The following is a 21,712-nucleotide window of genomic DNA, read 5'->3' as shown; positions in this document are numbered from 1 at the left end:
TTTCTATTTTTCTATAGGCTCAGGCATGATGTAAATCGCATCAATTCCAATTTATGTTTATACGTAACTGCTTAACTGCTGAAGTAAATCGATTAAGGGTATTTAAATGATTGAAGAAAAAATATCTGGGGGGGTTCAATCACTTGAAGTTGGCTTATCCGTACTAAATGCCCTTTTAGAGCACAATCAACCGATTATTCTCAAAGACTTATCGAGTAAGCTTGAGATGCATCCTGCCAAAGTACACCGTTATTTGGTGAGCTTAATTCGCATGGATTACGCCAAACAGCTTGAAGACGGTCAATATGCTCTAGGCGATCAGGCATGGCGTTTAGGCTTAAACTGCATTCAGCACAGTGACACTTTACAGTTGGTACAACATCTAATTTACGACCTACAAAGCAAAATTGGCTGTGGCATTCAAATTAGTAAGTGGTCGCCAAAAGGCCCTGTGGTGGTTCAATCTATTGAATCTAATCACCCTATTTCGATTGTGACCAAAGTCGGTTCAATTATGCCTTTAGTCAATTCTGCTGCAGGACGTTTATTTGCTTCTTACCTTCCGGAGCATTTTATTCGTCCATTGCTAGAAGCTGAATGGCAAAAACATCAAGAACTTGGGCTAAACATTGCACCACATAATTGGGAAGAGTTTTTAGAACTTAAAGAGAAGATTCGCCAGCAACAAATGTCTGCAGCTAAAGGTGATTTACTTACGGGTATTAACGCTGTAGGTCTGCCAGTATTTAACTCAAACCAAGGGATTGAGTTTTGTATTGTGGCGCTTGATAGCGAAATGTTTTTACCCGTTGACCCACAAAGTAAAATTATTGAAACACTTAAAAATGAGATTAATTCAATTAATCAATATATTAAAAGCCGCTAAATCAATAGCTATAAAAAAACCAAGAGCATTGCTCTTGGTTTTTTTAGATTAGAGACAAAGCAAAACTTATTTTGCTTCGAGAACACCACGGCGAATTTGGTCACGTTCAATCGATTCAAACAATGCCTTGAAGTTACCTTCACCAAAACCGTCGTCATCTTTACGTTGAATAAATTCGAAGAAAACTGGCCCAATCATATTTTGAGAGAAGATTTGCAATAAAAGCTTCTTCTGACCATCTTTAGTATTACCATCAAGCAAAATACCGCGCTGTTTTAATTCATCAGTCGGTTCGCCATGCTCAGGTAAGCGATCTTCCAACATTTCATAATACGTGTTTGGCGGTGGAGTCATAAATTGCAGACCCAAGCCTTTTAACTTATCCCAAGTCGAAATTAAGTCATCACAAATAAATGCAATATGCTGAATACCTTCGCCATTAAAATCAGCTAAGAATTCTGCAATTTGGCCGTTACCTTTGTCTGAATCTTCATTTAAAGGAATACGGATCATGCCATCTGGAGCAGTTAATGCTTTAGATGTTAAACCTGTATATTCACCTTTAATGTCGAAGTAACGAATTTCTTGGAAGTTAAAAATCTTCTCGTAGAAGTTCGCCCAGTACTCCATACGGCCTTTGTAGACGTTATGAGTTAAGTGGTCAATTTCTTTTAAGCCCGCACCTTCAGGATTACGCTGGGTATCATCAAAGAAAATAAAGTCATTTTCATAAATGTCGCGGTCAACTAAGAAGATTGGCATGCCACCAATACCTTTAATTGCCGGAATGTTAAGCTCCATTGGCCCAACATTCGAATACATTGGTTCTGCACCAAGTTCAACAGCCTTTTTAAAAGCTTTTGCCGCATCACGAGTTTTGAATCCCATTGCGCAAGCAGATGGACCATGCTCATTAAAAAAGAATGAAGCATAAGATTCTGGCTGATAATTCAGGATAATATTGATATTTCCTTGACGCCATAAGTACGCTTTTTTCGATTTATGCTTGGCTACTTTTGAAAAGCCGATTGTTTCAAAAATTGGATCTAATTCATTTTCTTTTGAAACAAACTCAATAAATGCAAAACCGCATAGTTCTAATGGGTTCTCTAAAATATCCATCTAGTTTCCCTCTGGTAATTACCTGATCCGTTTACTTCTCATGCTGATCTGGTCAGCTCCTTTCTCTATAGAATACGCATTTGCTGGGAGAGTGTTTGAACCGTCAAATGCCTTAGCCCAACGCATCCTATGAGAAAAAAACCAATAACTAAAACGAAGATTGAGTGAGCGCAAAGCCGATGATTAATTTCCCTTCTATATGGTGTTTATTTTCCATATACACTGTCCTTTCTTATCTAAAAGTACGATTGAGATTTTTCAATAAACCTTTAAAAATCGTCTTTTCCTAAAGTCATTCCTAGATTTATGGAGGCCAACATCCTTGTTGGTCCTCCAATGGCCATTTACCTTAAAACAGATGCTACTAAAAACAATTAAATTATGCAATACATAATTTAATTATGAATTGTGTAATTTATTAATCAAATTACGCCATTTGTTTGTACTTGTTTTAGATTTCATATTTTATAAATCATTGGGTACACTCACATGGCTTTTAAAGTTCTAATGACGGAAAACCCATGCTTTTAATCAGTGCCTGTTTAATTGGGGAGCCTGTACGCTACGATGGGCGCTCTTGCTTGCACACTACGCTTCAGCAGTTATTTTTAAATAAAAAAGCCCATGCACTTTGCCCAGAGTTATTAGGTGGATTTAGCACCCCTCGTCTACCCGCAGAAATTGTGGGAGGAACAGGTCAAGATGTACTTGATGGCAAGGCAAAAATCGCGGATTCATCTGGTTTAGATGTAACCGAGCTATATTTAAAAGGCGCCTACCGTACTTTAGAAATTGCACGGCAAATACAAGCAACTTGCGTGGTTTTAAAAGAAAATAGTCCGTCTTGCGGTAGCCAAAAAATTTATAACGGTACTTTTCAAGGTGAGAGAATTACAGGTGTGGGGATTACCACAGCACTGTTACAGCGCCATGGCTTTAAAGTAATTTCTGAAAATGAGATTGAAGAATGGTTAGCAACACATCCTCTTTAAGGTTGTGTTGATTTACCTAATCAAAAACCTCTTAATTGCTTTCTAAAACGGAAACAGAAAGCACTCAATACACAAGCTACTAAATAGCTTATGACTGCCATACTCCAAAAACCATAAATTCCCATTGCAGAAATCGAGTGACTCCCCCAGTGCAGCCCTTTATAAGCCATCCACCAACCACCACCCAATCCGAAAAATAGCACCACGACTAAAAAAATCAGCATGGGTAAAATCGACACATCCCAACAACGCAGCAAAGAGGTTAGTAAAGACATTAAGCCATCTAGAAAATGAGACATGCAGACAATCAACAGCAGTGATGCTGCCAAAATCTGTACAGCCAAATCATCTGAATAGAACGTGACAATCAAGTCCCGTTCCAACCATAAACACAGGGACAGACTGCCACTCACTGCCATAATTACCCATATACTTTGTCTGGCAATTTTGTTTGCTTCGTCCATGTTCCCGCTGCCCATAGACCTCGACACCAAAATGCTATAAGCCGAGGCAATTGAGGAAGGAAAAATAAACATGAAGCCGCCCGTGCTTGCGACAATTTGATGGGCTGCAGACACCACACTCCCGAAAGGCAAAATTAAAATAGCAACCGAACAAAATGCAACAACATCCATCAACGCCATGATCGCGGTAGGTATCCCTATTTTTAGAATCATACGCAGACTTTGCCGGTTATCTTCAACTGACCGCTCTGGATGTTCAATAAAGATGTATCCTTTCTCCAAGAAAAACAGGTAATAAATAGCCAACATAAACCACCGAACAATAATAGTGGCTAATAAAGCTCCTATCGCACCGAGTGGCGGAATTGAAAATGAAGCAACACCATAAATTAAAAGATAAGACAAAATAATTTTAAGAATGAAGAAAAGACTATCTGATAATAAAACCTTGTGCGCATTTTCAGTGACCTGAGACAAAGCTGTAAATAAACGCATCAGTAAATGCGCAGGTAAAATAAATACCAAAGCCCAAATACAGTTTTTAGTAATTGAAACGACATGTTCAGATGCACCAAATAATTTTGGTAAATCACGGAATACGTAAAGCAGGCCAATACTGATCAATGCCGAACATAACATTAGCCAAATGCCTTGAATAAAAATCTGACGTATACGCGATAAATCATGGCAACCATATGCTTCTGAAAGCTTGAGTATCACACCTTGCAGAATCCCCATCCCAATGACATAAATCACTGTATATAAAGATAAGGTTACCGATAATGCGGCGACATGGTCATTGCTAAAATGCCCTACATACGCAATATCAACCAATCCACTTAAAACTACAATTAAATTGCTAGAAAGCATGGGTATAAATAATTTAAAAATCTGGTTCATCAAAAAAAGCCTTATTTTTTTCTTTGCGATTTATATTGATATTCACGTTATTTTTAGTGCATCAATTCAAAGCAAAAGACATACCAGTTCTAAATTCAGCTCTCCCTAAAATATTCTTTAAATAAAAAGGCCAAACTATTCGTTTGGCCTTTTTTTAATGTGTGTTGTATACAGTTATTCCTATTTGTGTTTACTTGCCCAATAAGTTGCAAGCGCCGGGCCCGAAATATTATGCCAAAGACTGAAAATAGCACTCGGTACTGCTGTAATCGGAGAAGCCGCAAAATGCACTGCTGCAAGCGCCACACCTAAGCCTGAGTTTTGCATTCCTACTTCTACCGCAATTGCTTTACTGTCTGCATAAGGCAATTTGAAGAAACGCGCTGCGGTAAAACCTAATAAATAACCCAACCCATTATGTAATATCACTACCGCCAAAATGAGCAAACCCGATTGAAAAATAGCTGCTTTACTGCCACCAATAATGGCTGCCACAATCGCAACAATTGCAATCACTGAAACTAATGGCATGACTTGAATATAGGATTCAACCTGACGTTTAAGCCAAGTTCGTAAAATCAGCCCAATCACAATCGGAAGTAGTACAACCTGCAAAATCGAAATAAACATCGAAGCCGCGTCAATCTTTAACCATTGACTGGCAAGTAGATAGAAAATCGCAGGAGTTAGCACAGGAGCCAAGAGTGTTGATACCGATGTACAGGCGACCGATAAAGCCACATTGCCTTTAGCCATATAGGTAATTACGTTTGAAGCTGTTCCGCCTGGGCAACAACCTACCAAAATAACGCCGACTGCAATTTCAGGCGGTAAATTAAATAATTTACATAGAACATATGCTAAACCAGGCATCACCACAAACTGGGCAACCACCCCAATTAAGACGGCTTTAGGGCTTTGCAATACCCCTTTAAAGTCATCAACGGTCATGGTCATTCCCATACCGAGCATAATAATCCCTAAGATCCATGGGATGTACGCTTTAAGCCAGACAAAAAACTCAGGTTGCCATAGCGCTAGAGCCGCAAAAACGATGACCCATAAAGCAAACGTTTTCTGAACAAATTGAGTAAAACGTAATAATGCAGACATGCTGTTCATCCATATCAAATCGCAATTAAAGCCCAAACAACATGAGCACTCTCTCTAACATTCACTCAACAAATCAGTCGATTGAATACGGACAACACCCTGTTGCTGCATCGCTTGCCATGCCTGTTCTAAAGAGCCGTTCAGATTAATACCCTTACAAGCATCTTCAATCACTAAAGTTTTAAAGCCGAGTTGAATGGCATCTAAAGCAGTCCATGCGACACAAAAGTCTGTAGCTATACCGACCACATAAACCGTATCAATGCCGCGCTCTTTTAAGTAACCCGTTAAACCCGTCATGGTGGTGTGGTCTGCTTCCACAAAAGCCGAGTAACTATCAATATGCGCATGAAAACCTTTTCGGATAATCAGTTGAGCTGACGGGATATTTAAATCTGGATGAAACTCGGCATCATGCGTGCCTTGTACACAATGCTTAGGCCAAAGCACTTGCGGTCCATAGTCAAGTTCAATGGTTTCAAATGGCTGCTTACCCGAGTGGTTAGCTGCAAAAGAAATATGATTATCTGGATGCCAGTCTTGTGTAAGAATTACATTTTCAAAACAACCCGCCAATTGGTTAATAGTTGGAATAATTGTATCGGCGTCGGCAACTGCTAGGTTACCACCTGGCGTAAAACCATTTTGTACATCAACTACGACTAAAGCCGCATTTTGTGGTTGTTTATTCATTTTCATGCCATCTTAAGTCCCATTCGGGAGAAATATGCATTTTATCTTGCCATAAAAAAGACTGTGTTAAGTAGAAACTGGAAGAATTGCACCATATTGTCATCTTTACTGTCTTTTACTTGAAATGATCAAATTGGCATTCTATGTTTCACTCAAGTTTACATAGGGTTTATCAGTTAAGCATATTGTTCTTATGCGTCTGATCAGTCATAATTTGCATAATTGTCATTCAACAATCTGTTATTGTTAGAACTGGACAATCAAAATACTGCAACCATCCCACATTTTGTTTTTCTTACCTCAGATTCGGATGGATAAATAGGATATTTTTTAAAATGACTCAGCAAGCACAGACCATTCAAGGCTCAATCGTCGCAATTGTCACTCCCATGTTGAAAGATGGCGGTGTAGATTGGAAGGGTCTTGAGAAGCTGGTTGAGTGGCACATAGAACAAGGTACAAACAGTATTGTAGCCGTCGGTACAACCGGCGAAGCCTCAACATTGAGCATGGAAGAGCACACACAGGTTATTAAAGAAATTATTCGTGTAGCCAATAAACGTATTCCAATTATTGCCGGTACTGGTGCAAACTCAACCCGTGAAGCAATCGAATTAACTAAAGCTGCTAAAGACCTCGGTGCTGATGCAGCTTTACTTGTAACGCCATACTATAACAAACCAACCCAAGAAGGCCTTTACCAGCACTACAAGGCAGTTGCTGAAGCTGTTGAATTACCTCTTATTCTCTATAACGTACCTGGTCGTACAGGCGTAGACTTGTCAAATGATACAGCAGTACGTTTAGCAGAGATTCCTAACATTGTGGGTATTAAAGACGCTACAGGTGACGTACCTCGTGGTAAAGCCTTAATTGAAGCTTTAAACGGCAAAATGGCTGTTTACTCAGGTGACGATGAAACTGCATGGGAACTTATGCTTCTTGGCGCAGACGGTAATATCTCGGTTACTGCAAATATTGCACCTAAGGCAATGAGTGAAGTATGCGCGGTTGCAATTGCTAAAGATGAGCCACAAGCGAAGACGCTTAACAATAAGATTGCAAATTTACACAATATTCTATTTTGCGAATCAAACCCAATTCCTGTGAAATGGGCACTACATGAGATGGGACTGATTGATACTGGTATTCGTTTACCACTCACTCCTCTCGCTGAGCAATATCGCGAACCTCTCCGCAATGCCCTAAAAGATGCGGGAATTATTTAATAAGAGCAATTTATGATGCAATTACGTCTTGGTTTAGTCCTTGCAGTTTCAGCCTTAAGTTTAGCTGGCTGTGGTCGCTTCGCACTCAATAATCACTCTTTAGATTATAAAAAAGCAAAGCAACTCGCCCCGCTTGAGTACCCTGCCGATGCAACTGTACGACCAGCGACTCCTTTGTATCCTGCACCAACAGTAGACCAGCTCGCTATCGATCATGCGCCGAAGTTTGAAAACAAACGTGGCAACCGTTTTGCATTGCCACGTCCTGAACAAACCCAAGCTGATACAGCAGATACATCTGCTCAATCAGGTAGCGCGCTTAGTCGCCCTCAACTTGTAACGGATGGTAATAAGAATCCACTGTTAAAAATTGATGGAAGTACTGCGGAGATTTGGCAATACACCAAAGCAACCTTAAGCACGTTAAATTACAATGTTATCGCTCAAGGCAGTAATCAAGCGACGATCAAAGTAAATGACAAAACTTATGTGCTTAAACTGACTGGTGTTGGCTCTAGTCATAGCCTTGCTCTCTTTAATCCAGACAACACTTTTGCAAGCCCTGATGTTGCTGCGGAAGTGTTAAACCAGATTTACCAAAATTGGCCAGCCTAGTCGTTTACTAGGCATTTTTTTTTAAAAGGTTCCCTCATGTTAAAACAAACCTTGCTCTATACTGGTAAAGCAAAATCTGTATATGAAACAGACAATGCCGACCATCTGATTTTAGTCTTTCGTGATGATGCCTCTGCGTTCAATGGCGAAAAAATCGAACAACTAGATCGTAAAGGCAAGGTGAACAACCGTTTTAACGCCTTCATCATGGAAAAGCTTGCTGAAGCGGGTATCGAAACGCATTTTGAAAAATTGCTTTCTCCAACTGAAGTTCTTGTTAAAAAACTTCAAATGATTCCTGTTGAATGTGTAATCCGTAACTACGCAGCTGGTTCTTTATGCCGTCGTTTAGGTGTAGAAGAAGGTAAAGAGCTTACTCCTCCTACATTTGAATTGTTCTACAAAGATGATGGCCTAGGCGATCCAATGGTTAACGAATCTCAAGCGATTGCTTTAGGTTGGGCGACTGCTGAACAGTTAGAACAAATGAAAGTGTTAACTTATAAAGTAAATGATGTATTAAAAGCATTATTTGCTGAAGGCAACATGATTTTGGTGGACTTCAAACTTGAATTTGGTGTTTTCCATGACCGTATCGTACTTGGTGATGAATTCTCTCCAGACGGTTGCCGTTTATGGGATAAAGACACTAAGAAGAAACTCGACAAAGACCGTTTCCGTCAAGGTTTAGGCGGTGTTGTTGAAGCTTATGAAGAAGTTGCTGCTCGTTTAGGCGTAGATTTATCTGACATCTAATTCGTCAGCTTCATTAAAAAAACCGGGCATTTCAGCTCGGTTTTTTTATTTCCAGCACCCAAGAATTTAAGGAAAGTAGACAGATTTGTATATTTAATTAAATTATGACTTGCACAATCTAAAAACAAAGCACTAAAATCTAAAAAAACATTAATTGCATCACAATAATTAAATTTAAAGTATGGTGAATCCAATGAAACTATTTAAGCCTGAAAAGAAATTAATGAATCACTCGATACATTTTGGTGAAAACCCATTAGTGATTTTATCTAATTTTAGCGACTCTGCTTTGAAACAAGGTTGGAGCCAAGCTGAAGTAGAAACCGTTATTTCTGAAGCTTCTCAAGGTGACTATATGAAGCTTATACGTACATTGAGAACATATACATTACTTTAATTCTCTGCGTTGCTGTAAGCGCTCAATCTCAAACCTAACTAGTTTATAGAGATCGCTCGCCTTTCATTCAGGCGGTAAATAGTCTTGCCATACGATACTCTTAATCTCTTTTTATACTTAATGGTCTTATCTGGTTAATTACGTTCATCCGTATATTATTTTGCTTACTGCCGTACTCTTCAATTTATAAAAAGACACATAAAGCTGGTAGGAATAAACTGGATTTATCCCGAATGCTGCCTTAACAATGAATAAAAATAATAAGTAAAAAATATTTATTCAGTGAGGAGCAAATCTGATGGATCATGAAATAGAGGAAAAAAAGGTCGAGCAAACCTTAAGCTGGCGTGAAAAAATGGCAGTAGAAGAACACGAGAAACTGTCACCCCGTTTAGTCTATGAAATTATCCGCCGTGATGGTGCGGAAGAACTGGATCGCCCAACAGCTGCACTGATCTTTTCAGGAATTGCTGCTGGTTTGGTCATTAGCTTCTCATTTGTATTTAAAGCGATTATTGCTTCTTATATCCCAACTGATGCCATCTGGACCGATTTAATCACCAATTTTGGTTATACCATTGGGTTCCTGATTGCTATTTTGGGCCACATGCAACTTTTTACCGAAAATACCATTACTACAGTTGTGCCCTTATTTAAGCCTTTTAGTTTGGACAAATTACGAGCTGTGGGGCGTTTATGGGGAATTGTGATTCTATGCAATATCATTGGAACAGCTTTGGCGAGTTTATTTTTCCTGACCACAGACCTGTTTACTCCAGACATTGATAAAGCACTAGATGAGCTGGCGCATCATGTTGCATCTTTTTCTGCAATCCAGAACCTGCTTAAAGGGGTTATGTCGGGACTTTTAATTGCCGCATTGGTGTGGATGCTGCCTTCGGTCAGCAATAAATTCCTAGTCATCTTTTTCATGACTTATCTGATAGGACTAGGCGACTTTACCCACGTTGTGGTTGGTTCTACCGAAATGTCCTATCTGGTCTGGCAAGGAGAGGCTTCTATTGGCGAATATCTATTTAATTTTCTAATTCCAACTACTATTGGAAACATTATTGGTGGTACAGGTGTGTTTACCCTACTAATTTACGGTCACGTCACTGAAGAATTGGATTAGCAAGAAGCAATAGAGAACTATTGCTCCTGCTGCCATCGGCGTTGCTGGAGGCGCTCACCTTCAACTTCACGCTTGTTTCTCGCCGACTCATAAAGTTTAGTTCCCTTCAACTCAGGTGGTAAGTAGTCTTGCAGCACAAAGTGCTCTGGGTAGTCATGAGGATAGAGATAATTAATTCCATAACCTTGCTGTTTCATCAGTTTGGTCGGTGCATTTCTCAAGTGTAAAGGCACTGGTAAATTTGCCGTTTTCTCAGCAAGTTCTAAGGCCTTATTAATCGCCAAATAAGTACTGTTACTTTTCGCGCTGGTTGCTAGGTAAACCGCGGTTTGACCCAAAATAATTCGCGCCTCAGGCATTCCAACTGCCTGTACAGAACGGAAACATTCACCAGCAAGCAATAGCGCATTTGGATTCGAATTTCCAATATCTTCTGAGGCAGCAATCAGCATACGTCTTGCAATAAAAACCGGATCTTCCCCGCCTTTGAGCATACGAGCCATCCAGTACAGAGCAGCATCTGGATCACTACCACGAATCGATTTAATAAAAGCAGAAACGAGGTCGTAATGCTGTTCACCCGATTTGTCATAACGCGCAATATTTTGCTGAGCGACTTTTACAACCACAGCATTGGTAATGGTATTTTCAACTTCTGGCTCTAAAGTACTTGCAATTAAGTCTAGTAAATTTAGTGCTTTACGGGCATCACCTGCTGCAAACTGTAAAAGAGCATCATACTCTTCAATATGAATGTAGCGTTCTTTTAAGAATTTATCGTTTTGAAGTGCATTGTTAAGTAAAGTCTGAATTGCCTCACTGTCTAAACTGTTTAAGGTATAGACCTGACAGCGCGATAAAAGTGCACTATTGACTTCAAAAGACGGGTTTTCAGTGGTCGCACCTATTAAGGTGATTTTTCCTTTTTCCACGGCACCTAATAATGCATCTTGCTGTGATTTATTAAAGCGATGGATTTCGTCAATAAAAACTACAGGTGTGAGTAAATCACCACTTTCCGCAATCACTTCACGTAATTCTTTTACGCCCGTATTCAGCGCAGATAAGCTCACAAACGGACGATCTATTGCCTGAGCTAAAAGCAAAGCAATTGTCGTTTTACCGACGCCTGGAGGCCCCCAAAAAATAATAGAAGGCAAATGTCCCTGATCAATCATTTGACGTAAGGGTGCATGTTCACCTAACAAATGATCTTGCCCAATAATTTCAGACAAGTCTCTCGGGCGCAGGCGTTCAGGAAGTGGAATATGGGTGTCTGACATCTCAAATAGCTTTATCGTCTTTTCACTATAGTCTATTGTGTCTCACAGAAATCTACAATTTGAATCTATGAGACCCATCCTTTATTTATAGGCTAACTCAAGGCCTTAAGAGAGTTTCTTACTCAGCTTGAGTAAGCGAGCATTGGGGCCATCTTCAATTATCCAAATTGAACCGTCTTGTGCTTCATGTAACCCACGAATACGTTGCTTCATCTCTAATCTTTGCACTTCTTTTACGGGCTTATGCTCTAAATCTACAACTACAATGGCTTGTGAAGACAACCCACCAATTAAGGCTTTATTTTGCCATGCCGGAAATTGTTGCCCGCGATAAATAATTAAGCTCGACGGTGAGATTACAGGAGTCCAGTCTATCTCGGGGGCTTTAAACTCTGGGCGAGTGTTATGGTCTGGAATAGGCTGACCTGAATAATGGTCGCCATTTGAAACAACCGGATACCCATAGTTTTCACCTTTGGTAATAATATTAAGCTCATCACCACCTTTAGGCCCCATCTCAACCACCCATAGCTGTCCTTGGCGGTCAAAGGCCATGCCTAATGGGTTACGATGTCCAAGTGACCATATTTCAGCAGTGACACCGCCTTGCTTATAAAAAGGGTTACCTACAGCTGCTGAACCGTCATCATTTAAACGTAGAATTTTACCCAAATTACTTTTCATGTCTTGGGCAGGGTCAAACTTTTGGCGCTCACCTGAACTGATCCAAAGCTTACCATCTGCGCCAAAAAGCATACGATGCCCATAATGACCCTGTCCTGAAACTTTAGGTACTTGCTGCCAAATCTGCTTTATATGGTTAAGTTTTGGCTGATTAGGGTTAGATAAATCTAATTTTGCACGTGAAATCACCGCACCAGATCCACCCTGCCCTTTGGCCGCAAAACTGAGATATATCCAGTGATTTTTGGCAAAATCTGGATGCAAAGCGACATCTCCTAAACCACCTTGGCCACCATAGTTCACTGCTGGAACACCCTGAACATCTTGTACTTGTTTATTTTGGGGATTAAAAATTTTTAATTTACCTTGCCGTTCAGTGACTAATAAACGTTGGTCCGGCAAAGTGGTAATTGCCCAAGGCTCATTAAAATGTGCGACTGCCTCGACCTGATAAACTTGTTTGGCACCACTAGTTTGCTCTGTTTTTGCAGTTGTATTTTGTTCAGGACTTTTTGAATTAGTATTGTTAGAACCACAAGCCATTAACAAGAAAAAGCTACTACATAATAAGGGGGCTGCTAGTCGTTTCATCATTTTTATCTCCTTCTCTTTTATTTTTTATATAACGGAGATAGTTAAAAAATTTACGATAAAAATGTTACTTTATTATACGCTGTAATTAAAAATGCCCATCGGGAGCGTATTAACGCACCCAACGCACTACATAATCTTCTAAGTCATCTTCATGTACATCGGTTTCAGGAATACATCGTCCTGCAACCGACTTTTTCGCCTTAACCACGCTTTGTCTCGTACCCGTATTTAAATAGTGCCAAGAAGGTAAATTCTTGCCTTCATTCAAACGTTTATAGGCACAGCTCGATGGTAACCAGTGTATGGTTTTTAAACTTTCCGGCGTCAACTGTAAACAGTCAGGAACTTGCTGCTGACGATTTGAATAGTCTGAACAACGTCCGGTAGAGCAATCCAGCAATTTACACGCTACCTTGGTGTAAGCTACTTCATGGGTATCTTCATCTTCTAGCTTGACCAGACAACATAAACCACACCCATCACACAAAGCTTCCCACTCAGGCGGTGTAAGCTGCTCAAGCGTATAATTTTTCCAAAACAATGGACGAAGTGAGGTCTCGGTAGACATAGGTTTTAACAGCTATATACATAAAGCAAACTCAGATTATAGCATTGAAGTAATCTCTGCTTAAGGAAAGAAACCGTATTTTTAGCATCACAAAATGATTGTTTAATATACATTTCAACCACATAAACGACACATTCCGTGTAAAAAACACGCTATATAGTAAAAACACAATGAAAAATAAGGAGGACAGCATATGTTCCGTTGGGCAATAATTTTTGCAGTGATTGCACTCATTGCCAGTCTATTAGGGTTTGGTGGTGTTGCAGGGTTATCTAAAGACTTTGCCGTGATTTTATTAGTTGTGGCTGTAATTCTCGCTGTTATTGGTTTTATTTCGCGAGGCCGAACCTAATTTAATTATGACCATATAAAAAAGAAGGAACCTGTTCCTTCTTTTTTATTGCCCAAATGTTTCTATGTTTTTCTTTTGATGTAGATTTTTACATAGTTATTTATATAGCTTTTATTTTTTATGCTTTAATCAAGTGTATTTAAACCAAGTTAAATTTCAGGATTAATGTCATGAGTACAGCAATTAAAACCCGTGAAATTCAATACACTGCACCAGATGGCAGCCATTTAATTGGTTACTTTGCAGCTCCAGAAAGTGAGCCCCCTGTACCCGGTGTCATTATTGGTCCTGAGTGGTGGGGACGTAACGAATACACTGAACAACGTGCGCGTGAACTTGCTGAACACGGCTATGCTGCACTTGCAATTGATATGTATGGCGATAAAAAAGTGACGACGACTGCTGCTCAAGCTTACGAATGGATGATGCAGACATTTGAAGAGTTAGACACAGTGACTGATCGTGCTAGTGCTGGGCTTCAAACTTTGGCTGCTCAACCAGAAGTAAATAGTGAAAAACTTGCAGCAGTAGGTTTTTGCTATGGCGGCAAAGTGGTACTCGATTTAGCTCGCTCAGGTGCTCCCCTCAAAGCAACAGCGACATTCCATGGTACATTAACTCCTAAGGCACCTGCTCAAAAAGGCAACATTCAAGGTGAAGTTTTGGTTCTACATGGTGAACTAGACAGCATGGTCACCTTAGAAGATGTTGCTAATTTTGAAAAAGAGATGCAAGCTGCTGAGGTTAAACATGAGGTAGTGGTTTTAAAGGATGCTAAACATGGCTTTAGTAACCCGCTTGCAGATGAAAGAGCTAAAGCGAACGGCGTAGATCTTGGCTACAACAGCGAAGCGGAAAAACAAGGCCTTGCTAAAATGTACGCTTTATTAGAACGTACTTTAAAATAAAAGAAGCAAATTTGGAGCAAATGGTTCTTTTTTCGCATTTGCTCCCTTAAATCTTTATGACTTTGCAATATTTTTCCTGTATTTTTTAAACCATACTTCAATAACTATACTCCCGTTGAGCTAGAGCAAAGCCTAGTCTTATTTCCCGCACTCGGGGTTTAATGGAATAACATGAGAGGATACAACAATGACTGACAAGAAATGTCCGTATTGCAATTTTGATGAATATGACATCATTGATAAGAATGAATTTGCTGTAATTTTACCTGACCCAAATCCGTTGTCTAAAGGCCACTGTGTAGTGACTCCACTGCGCCATGTAAGTTCGTTTTTTGACATTACCTCTAAAGAGCATGAAAGCTTACTGACACTTCTTGAAATTGCCCGTCATGAAACACAGCTTCGTCATCAACCAGCTGGTTTCCATATTGGCTTTAATGATGGTGAAGTGTTTGGACAAACTTCTGACCATTTCCATATTCATGTCATTCCTTACTATAAAAACCAACCGTTGAAACTTGATCAACGTTGGGGCGTAAAAGAGGATTAATCCTTTTTTATGCTTGAAGCAGAGACTACTCGTTTTAAAGTAGTCTCTGTTTTAACAGGCTCGTTCTGATTGCTTGCTTTAAACAAAACTTAACCCAAATTTCAGCTATAATTTAACCCTTACTTTTCTTCTATAGCTGTTCATGCCTGAATTTTCTTTTTCTGATGCCCTCTTAAACTGGTTCGATCAACATGGTCGTCATGATTTGCCTTGGCAAGTCGCAGATGATCCATACAAAGTCTGGGTTTCTGAAATTATGTTACAGCAAACTCAGGTAAAAACAGTTCTGCAATATTTTGATCGCTTTATGGAGCGCTTCCCAACTGTAGAAGCTTTAGGCCATGCAACTTGGGATGAAGTAGCCCCTTTTTGGGCAGGTCTTGGCTATTACGCTCGTGCACGCAATTTGCATAAAGCTGCCAGACTTGTAGCACAGCAAGGCAAATTTCCTGAAACCCTAGAAGAATGGATTGCACTACCCGGCATTGGTCGCTCGACCGCAGGCGCGCTTATGTCTTTAGGTTTACGTCAGTACGGCGTGATTATGGATGGCAATGTGAAACGCGTTTTAGCTCGTTTCTTTGCCATTGAGGATGACTTAAGCAAGCCACAACACGAACGTGAAATGTGGAAACTCGCTGAAGAGCTATGCCCAACCCAACGCAACCATGACTACACACAAGCGATTATGGACTTGGGTGCAACCATCTGCACACCTAAAAAGCCTCTTTGTTTATATTGTCCAATGCAATCTCATTGTCAGGCTTATCAGCAAGGTTTAGAACAAGAATTACCTTTTAAAAAACCGAAAAAAACACCGCCTGTTAAAACGGCAGATGTTCTTATTATTCAGTGCGAAGATGAATGGTTCTGGCAGCAACGCCAAGCTCATGGTCTATGGGGCGGTTTATTTTGTTTACCTATTTTAGAAAATGAACATGAACGCTTAAAATTAAGTCAGCAATTTAAACTACAACCTCAAGCACAAACCTTTCAGATCAGTCATAGCTTTACTCACTTCACATGGTTACTTAATGCTCATGTGTTCCACGTGGAACCTGATCAGAAAGAACATCTGGCGATTGAACTTGAAGGCCAATGGCTGAGTCCGGAACAAGCTGTCGCTAAAGGTGTTCCAACTGCTATGAAAAAATTGATCTCGACAAGCCGTTCATGACATAGTGAGCAAAATAATTTTGATATGGCTGTGACAGGGAGTATTTTGTGCGACGTTTAGTTTCCCATCTCTCACTTGGTTTTCTCATTATTCTATTAGCAGCCTGTGCCAGTGCGCCTAAAAAGCCTGCTCCGCTTTCACCAGCCCAAGTTAGCAAACTCAAGAGTATGCAGCTTCCAAGTCGGCTTCCTGTTCCGGTAAAAGGTGTCGATCGAGATGAGTTAAAAGACACATGGGGCGCTGCTCGGAGTCAGGGTCGTAGCCACGAAGGAATTGATATTTTGGCTCCACGTGGAACCAAAGTGTACAGTACAACCGAAGGGCTGGTGGCAGATCTTCGTAATAATAACCTCGGTGGCAAAGTCATCTGGATTTTAGGCCCGGCAGGAACATGGCATTATTATGCTCATCTTGATGGACATAAACGTGGCTTAAACGTGGGTGACTATGTCAAAAAGGGCGATCTGATTGGCTATGTCGGCAATACGGGAAATGCACGTTATACTTCACCTCATCTTCATTATGGTTTTTACTTAGATGGTAAAGGTCGTGGTGCTGTTAATCCTTATTCATATTTACGCTAGGAACATTTTATGTCGGAAGCGCTGATCAATCGCTTAGTAGAGTTTGCCGAGTCTGGCAACCAGCAAAAGATCATTCTAAATGGCAATAGCTATCAAGGCTGGATCATGGAAATCAGCGATGATGCCCTACTGATCAGTACCGGTTTTTCAGATAAAGTCGGCAAAGATTTTTGGCTAAAGTTTGAAGACTTAACCCAAGCCGAACTATATTATTGGGATACTCGCCCAAATGAATGGGTACCATTCAAACTCTAAAATACTAAGATAAATATAAGGAGCATCATCATGAAAATTCAACGCTGCGGATGGTGTTCCAACGATCCACTCTATATTGCTTACCATGATGAAGAATGGGGCAAACCAGAACACAACGAAGCCCGATTATTTGAAATGCTCTGTCTTGAAGGGCAACAAGCAGGTCTATCTTGGATTACCGTACTCAAAAAAAGAGAAAGCTACCGCCAGCACTTTTTTAATCATCCTATTGCTGACATTGCCGCATTTACGGATGACTTTTTAGAAAAAAAACTATCCGATGCAGGCTTAATTCGTCACTTAGGCAAACTCAAAGCCATTCGCGATAATGCGATTGCTTGGCAAGCCCTTAAAGCCCAAGTTGGTGATGTTCCTGCATGGCTTTGGCAGTTTGTAGATGCCACTCCTCAGCACAATGATGTTATAGATTATCGTAAGGCCCCTGCTCAAACTGAGCTCAGTGTAAAGCTATCTAAAACGCTTAAAAAAAATGGTTTCAAATTTGTTGGTCCAACCACCTGCTATGCGTTTATGCAGGCAGTGGGTATGGTCAATGATCATGAAAACGATTGTCAATTTAAAGCTTCATAACCCACCAGAACGGTTCAAATCCGCTTAAGGAGTTTCCGATGAGCAATAATACGATTCAGGCTTATGCAGCAATGCAGGCAGGTGAAAAACTGGTTCCTTACCAATTTGATGCAGGTGAATTACAACCACATCAGGTTGAAGTAAAAGTTGAATACTGTGGTTTGTGTCATTCCGATATTTCAGTTCTGAACAATGAGTGGCGCTCAACCGTCTACCCCGTAGTTGCAGGCCATGAAATTATTGGAAGAATTGTAGCTTTGGGTTCAGAAGCCAAAGGTTTACAAATTGGGCAACGTGTTGGTATTGGCTGGACTGCTGAAAGTTGCCAAGCGTGTGATGAATGTATTGGCGGTCAGCAAGTTCTTTGTACGGGCGAAAATGTCGCAACAATCGTGGGTCATGCAGGTGGCTTTGCCGATAAAGTCCGTGCAGGCTGGCAATGGGCCATTCCCCTTCCAGATGATTTAGATGCTGAAAGTGCTGGTCCCCTACTTTGCGGCGGAATTACCGTTTTTGACCCACTCCTCAAACACAAAATACAAGCAACGCATCATGTGGGTGTGATTGGTATTGGCGGTTTAGGTCATATCGCCATTAAGCTACTCAAAGCTTGGGGCTGTGAAATCACTGCTTTTAGTTCTAACCCAGATAAAACTGAAGAACTCAAAGCAATGGGAGCCGACCATGTAGTAAATAGCCGCGATACAGAAGCGGTAAAAGCTCAAAAAGGTAAATTTGATTTATTGCTGAGTACCGTAAATGTGACTTTAAATTGGCGAGCTTTTATTTCTACGTTAGCACCAAACGGTTCGTTGCACTTCTTAGGGCTGACTTTAGAACCTGTTCCTGTTTCTGTCGGCTCACTTATTGATGGTGCCAAATCAGTAACAGGCTCACCTACTGGTTCACCTGCTGCTCTACGCCAACTTTTAAAGTTTGCCGCACGCAAAAAAATTGCCCCTCAAATTGAGCTATTTCCAATGTCACAGCTCAATGAAGCAATTGAACGTCTACACTCAGGTCAGGCACGCTACCGTATTGTGCTTAAAGCAGACTTTGCAGAATAAAACTAACTCACTGTTTTCATCTGTTGTCGCGACCAGTCTGCCAAGCTCATAATTGCTTGGCGGACATCGGCAGTTAACTCATGGCCTGCGTTTAAACGAATGAAATGTCGATAGCGTTCATCCTCACCAAAAACATGACCCGGTACCACCGTAATTCCCTGAGCTTGAGCAGTGTAATAGAGCGCTAAACTATCTACACTCTTAGGTAACTGTATCCATAATGCATATCCGCCTTCGGGCTGGCTCAATGCAATTGGTATACCTTCAAAAGCTTTTAAAATACAGCTACGGTATTCTTCGACTTGTCGCATCAAGTTGGGTCTTAACTGCTCTAAATGCTCTCGATAACCACGACTATAAATAAAATCAGCTAGACCTAACTGCAAGGGTGTATTCACGCCAATATTACTTACCAGCAGTTCAAGTTTTAAATGTTCTAGCTTTGTTGTTAAACAAAACCCCCCTACCCGATATGCGCTCGACAAGGACTTAGAAACCGAACCACACCAAACCACATAACCTTCACGGTCCCAATATCGAATGGGTAATGGCCGCTCACTACTGTAGCCACATTCACCAAAAATATCGTCTTCAATAATAAAACACTGATACTTTGCAGCTAACTCAGCAATCTTCTGTTTCTCTGCATTACTAAAACAATATCCCAATGGATTTTGATAGTTGGCTGTCATTAAGCAAACCTTCACCAAACCTTGCTGCATTAAAGACTCTAAGCGCTCAAGATCAATGCCACGATGATCTGCCGGAATCTCAACAATTTGTCGTTTTAAACTTGCTAATAACTGTAAATGACCATTGTAGGTGGGTGTAGGTATAAGAATACTATCGCCCACTTCAGTGAGTTTCTGAATTATTAAAGACAAAGCCGGCATACAGCCATTGGTAATAAAAATATCTTCCGGAGCGATATAAATACCATCTTCACGCCAATGATCAGATAGCGCTTTTCTTAATTGTTCATGGCCTTGTTTATTACAATAAAGAAAATCTTGAGGCTGACAATTTTTTAAAGCACGTTGAATAGAACGACGTAACCCCTCTACAGGAATAAAGTGGGGCGTTAACTGAATCGATCCTAAAGGTACAAGGTGGCTTTGTAAGGCAGCTTCCTGAATTTGGTTATGCAGTTCCAGATTTGAGACATGCCGAGGCAAAGATAAGAAATCCGGACTATCCGGAATAGGGCTAGATGGGGTGCGAGCAACCACAAAATAACCTGACTTCGGCTTTACATAAATAAGCCCCCTCGCCTCAAGCAATTCATAGCAACTTTTTGCGGTACTTAAGCTAATACCATGTTGACGGGCAAAATCTCGTAAGGAAATAAGCCTCTGATGAGGTTTCAGTTCATCTTGATAAATACGGTGTGCTAACTGATTGGCAAGAACCTGATATTGGAAAGTCATTCTGTGCTGCTTTTTTAAAAATTTCTGTATCTGTATTGATTTATAGAACACCTTTAGGCTATGGAAATCAACTCAAAGAGTAGCAAACTAATGAAATTAAAAGCTATATTGTTATTTACTATTGTTTTAGCAGGTTGCCAACCACAGCCCAAAAATGAGCAGCACAGACACACGATTTGCCAAAGTTTGATTGAAGGTTATTTAAAAATGACCAACCAACAAGACTATAAAATGGAACAGCGAACTGATGACGAGACCAGTGCGATTTCTCATTATCAATATAAACGAAATAGCTCAAATGAAGTTGTCATGGTGAATTCAGTTTATTCGAACTTATATTTTAGCTGCCGAGACCAGCAAAAAAGCTATTTTCTTTCCCAACATTCAGCAGAAGGACAAACAATTCCCATTTTAGAAGTTCATTTTCCAAGTGATATCTATGGAACTTTTAGAGACAGGTTTTAAAACCATCTTTTAACTGTTCTGCCAAAAACTCAATAAATAAGCGTATTCGTTTTGGTAGATGCTCTTGTTGATAATACACAGCATGGATGCTTTGATATTGATGTTCAATTTGATCTTCAAATAATGTAATCAATCTCCCTTCTTCCATATCTTTCCAAATTTCAAATTCAGATAGCCGTGCAATACCATGTCCTCTAATCGTCAGCTGGCGCACAGTCTCACCACTAGAAGCTTTAATGTTTGCTTGTGCGAAAAAATATTCGTCACCGATTTTAATTGGCCAGCTATTGATATATGTCGGTCTGGTAAAACCAATCAAATCATGCTGCTTAAGTTCTTCAGGTTGTGTTGGTGTTCCCTTAAAAGCTAGATAGTCAGGACTTGCCACAATATATAAACGGCTCTTACATACCAATTTGGCGTGCAGACTAGAGTCATTAAGCTCCCCAAATCGAAATGCGACATCGGTTTTATGCTGAAGTAAGTCAATCACCTGATCATTACTATTTAACTCGATTTCAATATCGGGATAGCACGCACGAAACTTATGCATTAATGGTGCAATCACGTGCAAAACAAACGGTGTGGCGGAATCAACACGAATAAGGCCAGCAGTCCCCTGATCAGACTTTTGTAGTTCTTCTTCGGCCGCATTCAGTTCATTTAAAATTTTTCGAGCCTTCGTAAGGAACTGTTGCCCTTCTTGAGTGAGTTTTAGTTTACGCGTTGTTCGTTCTAACAATGTTACATCTAACTTCGCTTCCAAACGTGTTAAAGATCGACTCCCCCCTGAAGGTGTTTGCTTTAAATGTTCTGCTGCCGCCACAAATGAACCTGTATCAACAATTGTGATAAAGGCAATAAGTTCTTCAATTGTTGATTTCATGGTTTATTCTATTATTGAC

25 protein-coding genes are annotated in these 21,712 nt (G+C 40.3%); 16 read left to right on the top strand and 9 right to left on the bottom strand.

Annotated features, from left to right (window positions below; genetic code table 11):
- Positions 1–106: 106 nt before the first annotated feature.
- The gene (locus J671_RS15155) at positions 107–886 is read left to right on the top strand and encodes an IclR family transcriptional regulator (RefSeq protein WP_002053886.1); all 780 of its coding nucleotides are present in this window, start codon (positions 107–109) and stop codon (positions 884–886) included.
- Between the two features lie 66 nt (positions 887–952).
- Here J671_RS15155 and hppD read toward each other — a convergent pair whose 3' ends face one another.
- Entirely contained in the window at positions 953–2,008 is a 1,056-nt protein-coding gene (hppD, locus tag J671_RS15150; protein ID WP_002053927.1) for a 4-hydroxyphenylpyruvate dioxygenase, read from the bottom strand.
- Between the two features lie 521 nt (positions 2,009–2,529).
- Here hppD and J671_RS15145 point away from each other — a divergent pair.
- A complete protein-coding gene (locus J671_RS15145) occupies positions 2,530–3,000 on the top strand; it encodes a DUF523 domain-containing protein (RefSeq protein ID WP_000924621.1) in 471 nt (156 codons plus the stop codon).
- A gap of 20 nt (positions 3,001–3,020) precedes the next feature.
- On the opposite strand, the gene J671_RS15140 is transcribed toward J671_RS15145, so the two are convergent.
- From J671_RS15140 to pncA, 3 genes are all read right to left on the bottom strand, one after another.
- On the bottom strand, positions 3,021–4,364 hold the full coding sequence (locus J671_RS15140; protein WP_031982750.1) for an MATE family efflux transporter: 1,344 nt from the start codon (positions 4,362–4,364) through the stop codon (positions 3,021–3,023).
- Between the two features lie 180 nt (positions 4,365–4,544).
- Positions 4,545–5,477: a bile acid:sodium symporter family protein gene (locus tag J671_RS15135; RefSeq protein WP_031982748.1), complete on the bottom strand. Its 933-nt coding sequence runs from the start codon at positions 5,475–5,477 to the stop codon at positions 4,545–4,547.
- Between the two features lie 54 nt (positions 5,478–5,531).
- Positions 5,532–6,176, bottom strand: coding sequence for a bifunctional nicotinamidase/pyrazinamidase (gene pncA, locus J671_RS15130; RefSeq protein WP_017393104.1), 645 nt, complete (start codon positions 6,174–6,176; stop codon positions 5,532–5,534).
- Positions 6,177–6,505: 329 nt separating this feature from the next.
- Here pncA and dapA point away from each other — a divergent pair, with 329 nt between their 5' ends.
- From dapA to J671_RS15105, 5 genes are all read left to right on the top strand, one after another.
- A complete protein-coding gene (gene dapA / locus J671_RS15125) occupies positions 6,506–7,399 on the top strand; it encodes a 4-hydroxy-tetrahydrodipicolinate synthase (RefSeq protein WP_002054045.1) in 894 nt (297 codons plus the stop codon).
- A gap of 15 nt (positions 7,400–7,414) precedes the next feature.
- A complete protein-coding gene (locus J671_RS15120; protein ID WP_002053789.1) occupies positions 7,415–8,014 on the top strand; it encodes a hypothetical protein in 600 nt (199 codons plus the stop codon).
- A 36-nt stretch (positions 8,015–8,050) separates the two neighbouring features.
- Entirely contained in the window at positions 8,051–8,770 is a 720-nt protein-coding gene (gene purC, locus J671_RS15115; protein WP_000917863.1) for a phosphoribosylaminoimidazolesuccinocarboxamide synthase, read from the top strand.
- 193 nt (positions 8,771–8,963) lie between these two features.
- Positions 8,964–9,167, top strand: a complete 204-nt coding sequence (locus tag J671_RS15110; protein WP_002053827.1) for a hypothetical protein — start codon at positions 8,964–8,966, stop codon at positions 9,165–9,167.
- A 298-nt stretch (positions 9,168–9,465) separates the two neighbouring features.
- On the top strand, positions 9,466–10,302 hold the full coding sequence (locus tag J671_RS15105) for a formate/nitrite transporter family protein (protein ID WP_004885032.1): 837 nt from the start codon (positions 9,466–9,468) through the stop codon (positions 10,300–10,302).
- A gap of 17 nt (positions 10,303–10,319) precedes the next feature.
- Here J671_RS15105 and J671_RS15100 read toward each other — a convergent pair whose 3' ends face one another.
- From J671_RS15100 to J671_RS15090, 3 genes are all read right to left on the bottom strand, one after another.
- Positions 10,320–11,585, bottom strand: coding sequence for a replication-associated recombination protein A (locus J671_RS15100; RefSeq protein ID WP_031953573.1), 1,266 nt, complete (start codon positions 11,583–11,585; stop codon positions 10,320–10,322).
- Positions 11,586–11,690: 105 nt separating this feature from the next.
- Complete coding sequence (locus tag J671_RS15095; RefSeq protein WP_004885036.1) at positions 11,691–12,863, bottom strand: PQQ-dependent sugar dehydrogenase; 1,173 nt, start codon at positions 12,861–12,863, stop codon at positions 11,691–11,693.
- 109 nt (positions 12,864–12,972) lie between these two features.
- Positions 12,973–13,431, bottom strand: a complete 459-nt coding sequence (locus J671_RS15090) for a YcgN family cysteine cluster protein (protein ID WP_004711336.1) — start codon at positions 13,429–13,431, stop codon at positions 12,973–12,975.
- 193 nt (positions 13,432–13,624) lie between these two features.
- Between J671_RS15090 and J671_RS15085 the strand changes: the two genes are divergently transcribed.
- The 8 genes from J671_RS15085 (at position 13,625) to ahr (ending at position 18,915) form a co-directional block, all read left to right on the top strand.
- Complete coding sequence (locus tag J671_RS15085; protein WP_002053759.1) at positions 13,625–13,783, top strand: DUF1328 domain-containing protein; 159 nt, start codon at positions 13,625–13,627, stop codon at positions 13,781–13,783.
- 170 nt (positions 13,784–13,953) lie between these two features.
- A complete protein-coding gene (locus tag J671_RS15080; RefSeq protein WP_004885039.1) occupies positions 13,954–14,691 on the top strand; it encodes a dienelactone hydrolase family protein in 738 nt (245 codons plus the stop codon).
- A gap of 187 nt (positions 14,692–14,878) precedes the next feature.
- The gene (locus J671_RS15075) at positions 14,879–15,241 is read left to right on the top strand and encodes an HIT family protein (protein WP_002053765.1); all 363 of its coding nucleotides are present in this window, start codon (positions 14,879–14,881) and stop codon (positions 15,239–15,241) included.
- Between the two features lie 142 nt (positions 15,242–15,383).
- Positions 15,384–16,418 (top strand): A/G-specific adenine glycosylase, encoded by a 1,035-nt coding sequence (gene mutY / locus J671_RS15070; RefSeq protein WP_004885042.1) that lies wholly within the window; start codon positions 15,384–15,386, stop codon positions 16,416–16,418.
- Between the two features lie 47 nt (positions 16,419–16,465).
- Positions 16,466–17,002 carry a M23 family metallopeptidase gene (locus tag J671_RS15065; protein WP_004885044.1) on the top strand — a complete coding sequence of 179 codons (537 nt, stop codon included), beginning with the start codon at positions 16,466–16,468 and terminating at the stop codon, positions 17,000–17,002.
- Positions 17,003–17,011: 9 nt separating this feature from the next.
- Positions 17,012–17,257 carry a hypothetical protein gene (locus J671_RS15060; protein WP_001287365.1) on the top strand — a complete coding sequence of 82 codons (246 nt, stop codon included), beginning with the start codon at positions 17,012–17,014 and terminating at the stop codon, positions 17,255–17,257.
- 30 nt (positions 17,258–17,287) lie between these two features.
- A complete protein-coding gene (locus J671_RS15055) occupies positions 17,288–17,848 on the top strand; it encodes a DNA-3-methyladenine glycosylase I (protein WP_004711326.1) in 561 nt (186 codons plus the stop codon).
- A gap of 38 nt (positions 17,849–17,886) precedes the next feature.
- Positions 17,887–18,915: an NADPH-dependent aldehyde reductase Ahr gene (gene ahr, locus J671_RS15050; RefSeq protein WP_004885048.1), complete on the top strand. Its 1,029-nt coding sequence runs from the start codon at positions 17,887–17,889 to the stop codon at positions 18,913–18,915.
- Positions 18,916–18,917: 2 nt separating this feature from the next.
- On the opposite strand, the gene J671_RS15045 is transcribed toward ahr, so the two are convergent.
- Positions 18,918–20,342, bottom strand: a complete 1,425-nt coding sequence (locus J671_RS15045) for a PLP-dependent aminotransferase family protein (protein WP_031959804.1) — start codon at positions 20,340–20,342, stop codon at positions 18,918–18,920.
- Between the two features lie 90 nt (positions 20,343–20,432).
- Between J671_RS15045 and J671_RS15040 the strand changes: the two genes are divergently transcribed.
- A complete protein-coding gene (locus tag J671_RS15040) occupies positions 20,433–20,807 on the top strand; it encodes a hypothetical protein (protein ID WP_004885051.1) in 375 nt (124 codons plus the stop codon).
- Here J671_RS15040 and J671_RS15035 read toward each other — a convergent pair.
- Positions 20,791–21,693: a LysR family transcriptional regulator gene (locus J671_RS15035; RefSeq protein ID WP_031982746.1), complete on the bottom strand. Its 903-nt coding sequence runs from the start codon at positions 21,691–21,693 to the stop codon at positions 20,791–20,793. The two genes, J671_RS15040 and J671_RS15035, sit on opposite strands and share 17 nt — an antisense overlap.
- Positions 21,694–21,712: the final 19 nt, after the last annotated feature.

It is taken from the genome of Acinetobacter sp. 1130196, from assembly GCF_000588095.1.
In the GTDB taxonomy this organism is placed as follows: Bacteria; Pseudomonadota; Gammaproteobacteria; order Pseudomonadales; family Moraxellaceae; genus Acinetobacter; species Acinetobacter nosocomialis.
Note: the sequence above shows the minus strand (reverse complement) of the source record. Positions and strands in the feature narration are given on the sequence as shown.

Coding starts and splice junctions, on each gene's coding strand:
- J671_RS15155 (WP_002053886.1), top strand. CDS start 107: ATGATTGAAGAAAAAATATCTGGGGGGGTTCAATCACTTGAAGTTGGC.
- hppD (WP_002053927.1), bottom strand. CDS start 2,008: ATGGATATTTTAGAGAACCCATTAGAACTATGCGGTTTTGCATTTATT.
- J671_RS15145 (WP_000924621.1), top strand. CDS start 2,530: ATGCTTTTAATCAGTGCCTGTTTAATTGGGGAGCCTGTACGCTACGAT.
- J671_RS15140 (WP_031982750.1), bottom strand. CDS start 4,364: ATGAACCAGATTTTTAAATTATTTATACCCATGCTTTCTAGCAATTTA.
- J671_RS15135 (WP_031982748.1), bottom strand. CDS start 5,477: ATGTCTGCATTATTACGTTTTACTCAATTTGTTCAGAAAACGTTTGCT.
- pncA (WP_017393104.1), bottom strand. CDS start 6,176: ATGAAAATGAATAAACAACCACAAAATGCGGCTTTAGTCGTAGTTGAT.
- dapA (WP_002054045.1), top strand. CDS start 6,506: ATGACTCAGCAAGCACAGACCATTCAAGGCTCAATCGTCGCAATTGTC.
- J671_RS15120 (WP_002053789.1), top strand. CDS start 7,415: ATGCAATTACGTCTTGGTTTAGTCCTTGCAGTTTCAGCCTTAAGTTTA.
- purC (WP_000917863.1), top strand. CDS start 8,051: ATGTTAAAACAAACCTTGCTCTATACTGGTAAAGCAAAATCTGTATAT.
- J671_RS15110 (WP_002053827.1), top strand. CDS start 8,964: ATGAAACTATTTAAGCCTGAAAAGAAATTAATGAATCACTCGATACAT.
- J671_RS15105 (WP_004885032.1), top strand. CDS start 9,466: ATGGATCATGAAATAGAGGAAAAAAAGGTCGAGCAAACCTTAAGCTGG.
- J671_RS15100 (WP_031953573.1), bottom strand. CDS start 11,585: ATGTCAGACACCCATATTCCACTTCCTGAACGCCTGCGCCCGAGAGAC.
- J671_RS15095 (WP_004885036.1), bottom strand. CDS start 12,863: ATGATGAAACGACTAGCAGCCCCCTTATTATGTAGTAGCTTTTTCTTG.
- J671_RS15090 (WP_004711336.1), bottom strand. CDS start 13,431: ATGTCTACCGAGACCTCACTTCGTCCATTGTTTTGGAAAAATTATACG.
- J671_RS15085 (WP_002053759.1), top strand. CDS start 13,625: ATGTTCCGTTGGGCAATAATTTTTGCAGTGATTGCACTCATTGCCAGT.
- J671_RS15080 (WP_004885039.1), top strand. CDS start 13,954: ATGAGTACAGCAATTAAAACCCGTGAAATTCAATACACTGCACCAGAT.
- J671_RS15075 (WP_002053765.1), top strand. CDS start 14,879: ATGACTGACAAGAAATGTCCGTATTGCAATTTTGATGAATATGACATC.
- mutY (WP_004885042.1), top strand. CDS start 15,384: ATGCCTGAATTTTCTTTTTCTGATGCCCTCTTAAACTGGTTCGATCAA.
- J671_RS15060 (WP_001287365.1), top strand. CDS start 17,012: ATGTCGGAAGCGCTGATCAATCGCTTAGTAGAGTTTGCCGAGTCTGGC.
- J671_RS15055 (WP_004711326.1), top strand. CDS start 17,288: ATGAAAATTCAACGCTGCGGATGGTGTTCCAACGATCCACTCTATATT.
- ahr (WP_004885048.1), top strand. CDS start 17,887: ATGAGCAATAATACGATTCAGGCTTATGCAGCAATGCAGGCAGGTGAA.
- J671_RS15045 (WP_031959804.1), bottom strand. CDS start 20,342: ATGACTTTCCAATATCAGGTTCTTGCCAATCAGTTAGCACACCGTATT.
- J671_RS15040 (WP_004885051.1), top strand. CDS start 20,433: ATGAAATTAAAAGCTATATTGTTATTTACTATTGTTTTAGCAGGTTGC.
- J671_RS15035 (WP_031982746.1), bottom strand. CDS start 21,693: ATGAAATCAACAATTGAAGAACTTATTGCCTTTATCACAATTGTTGAT.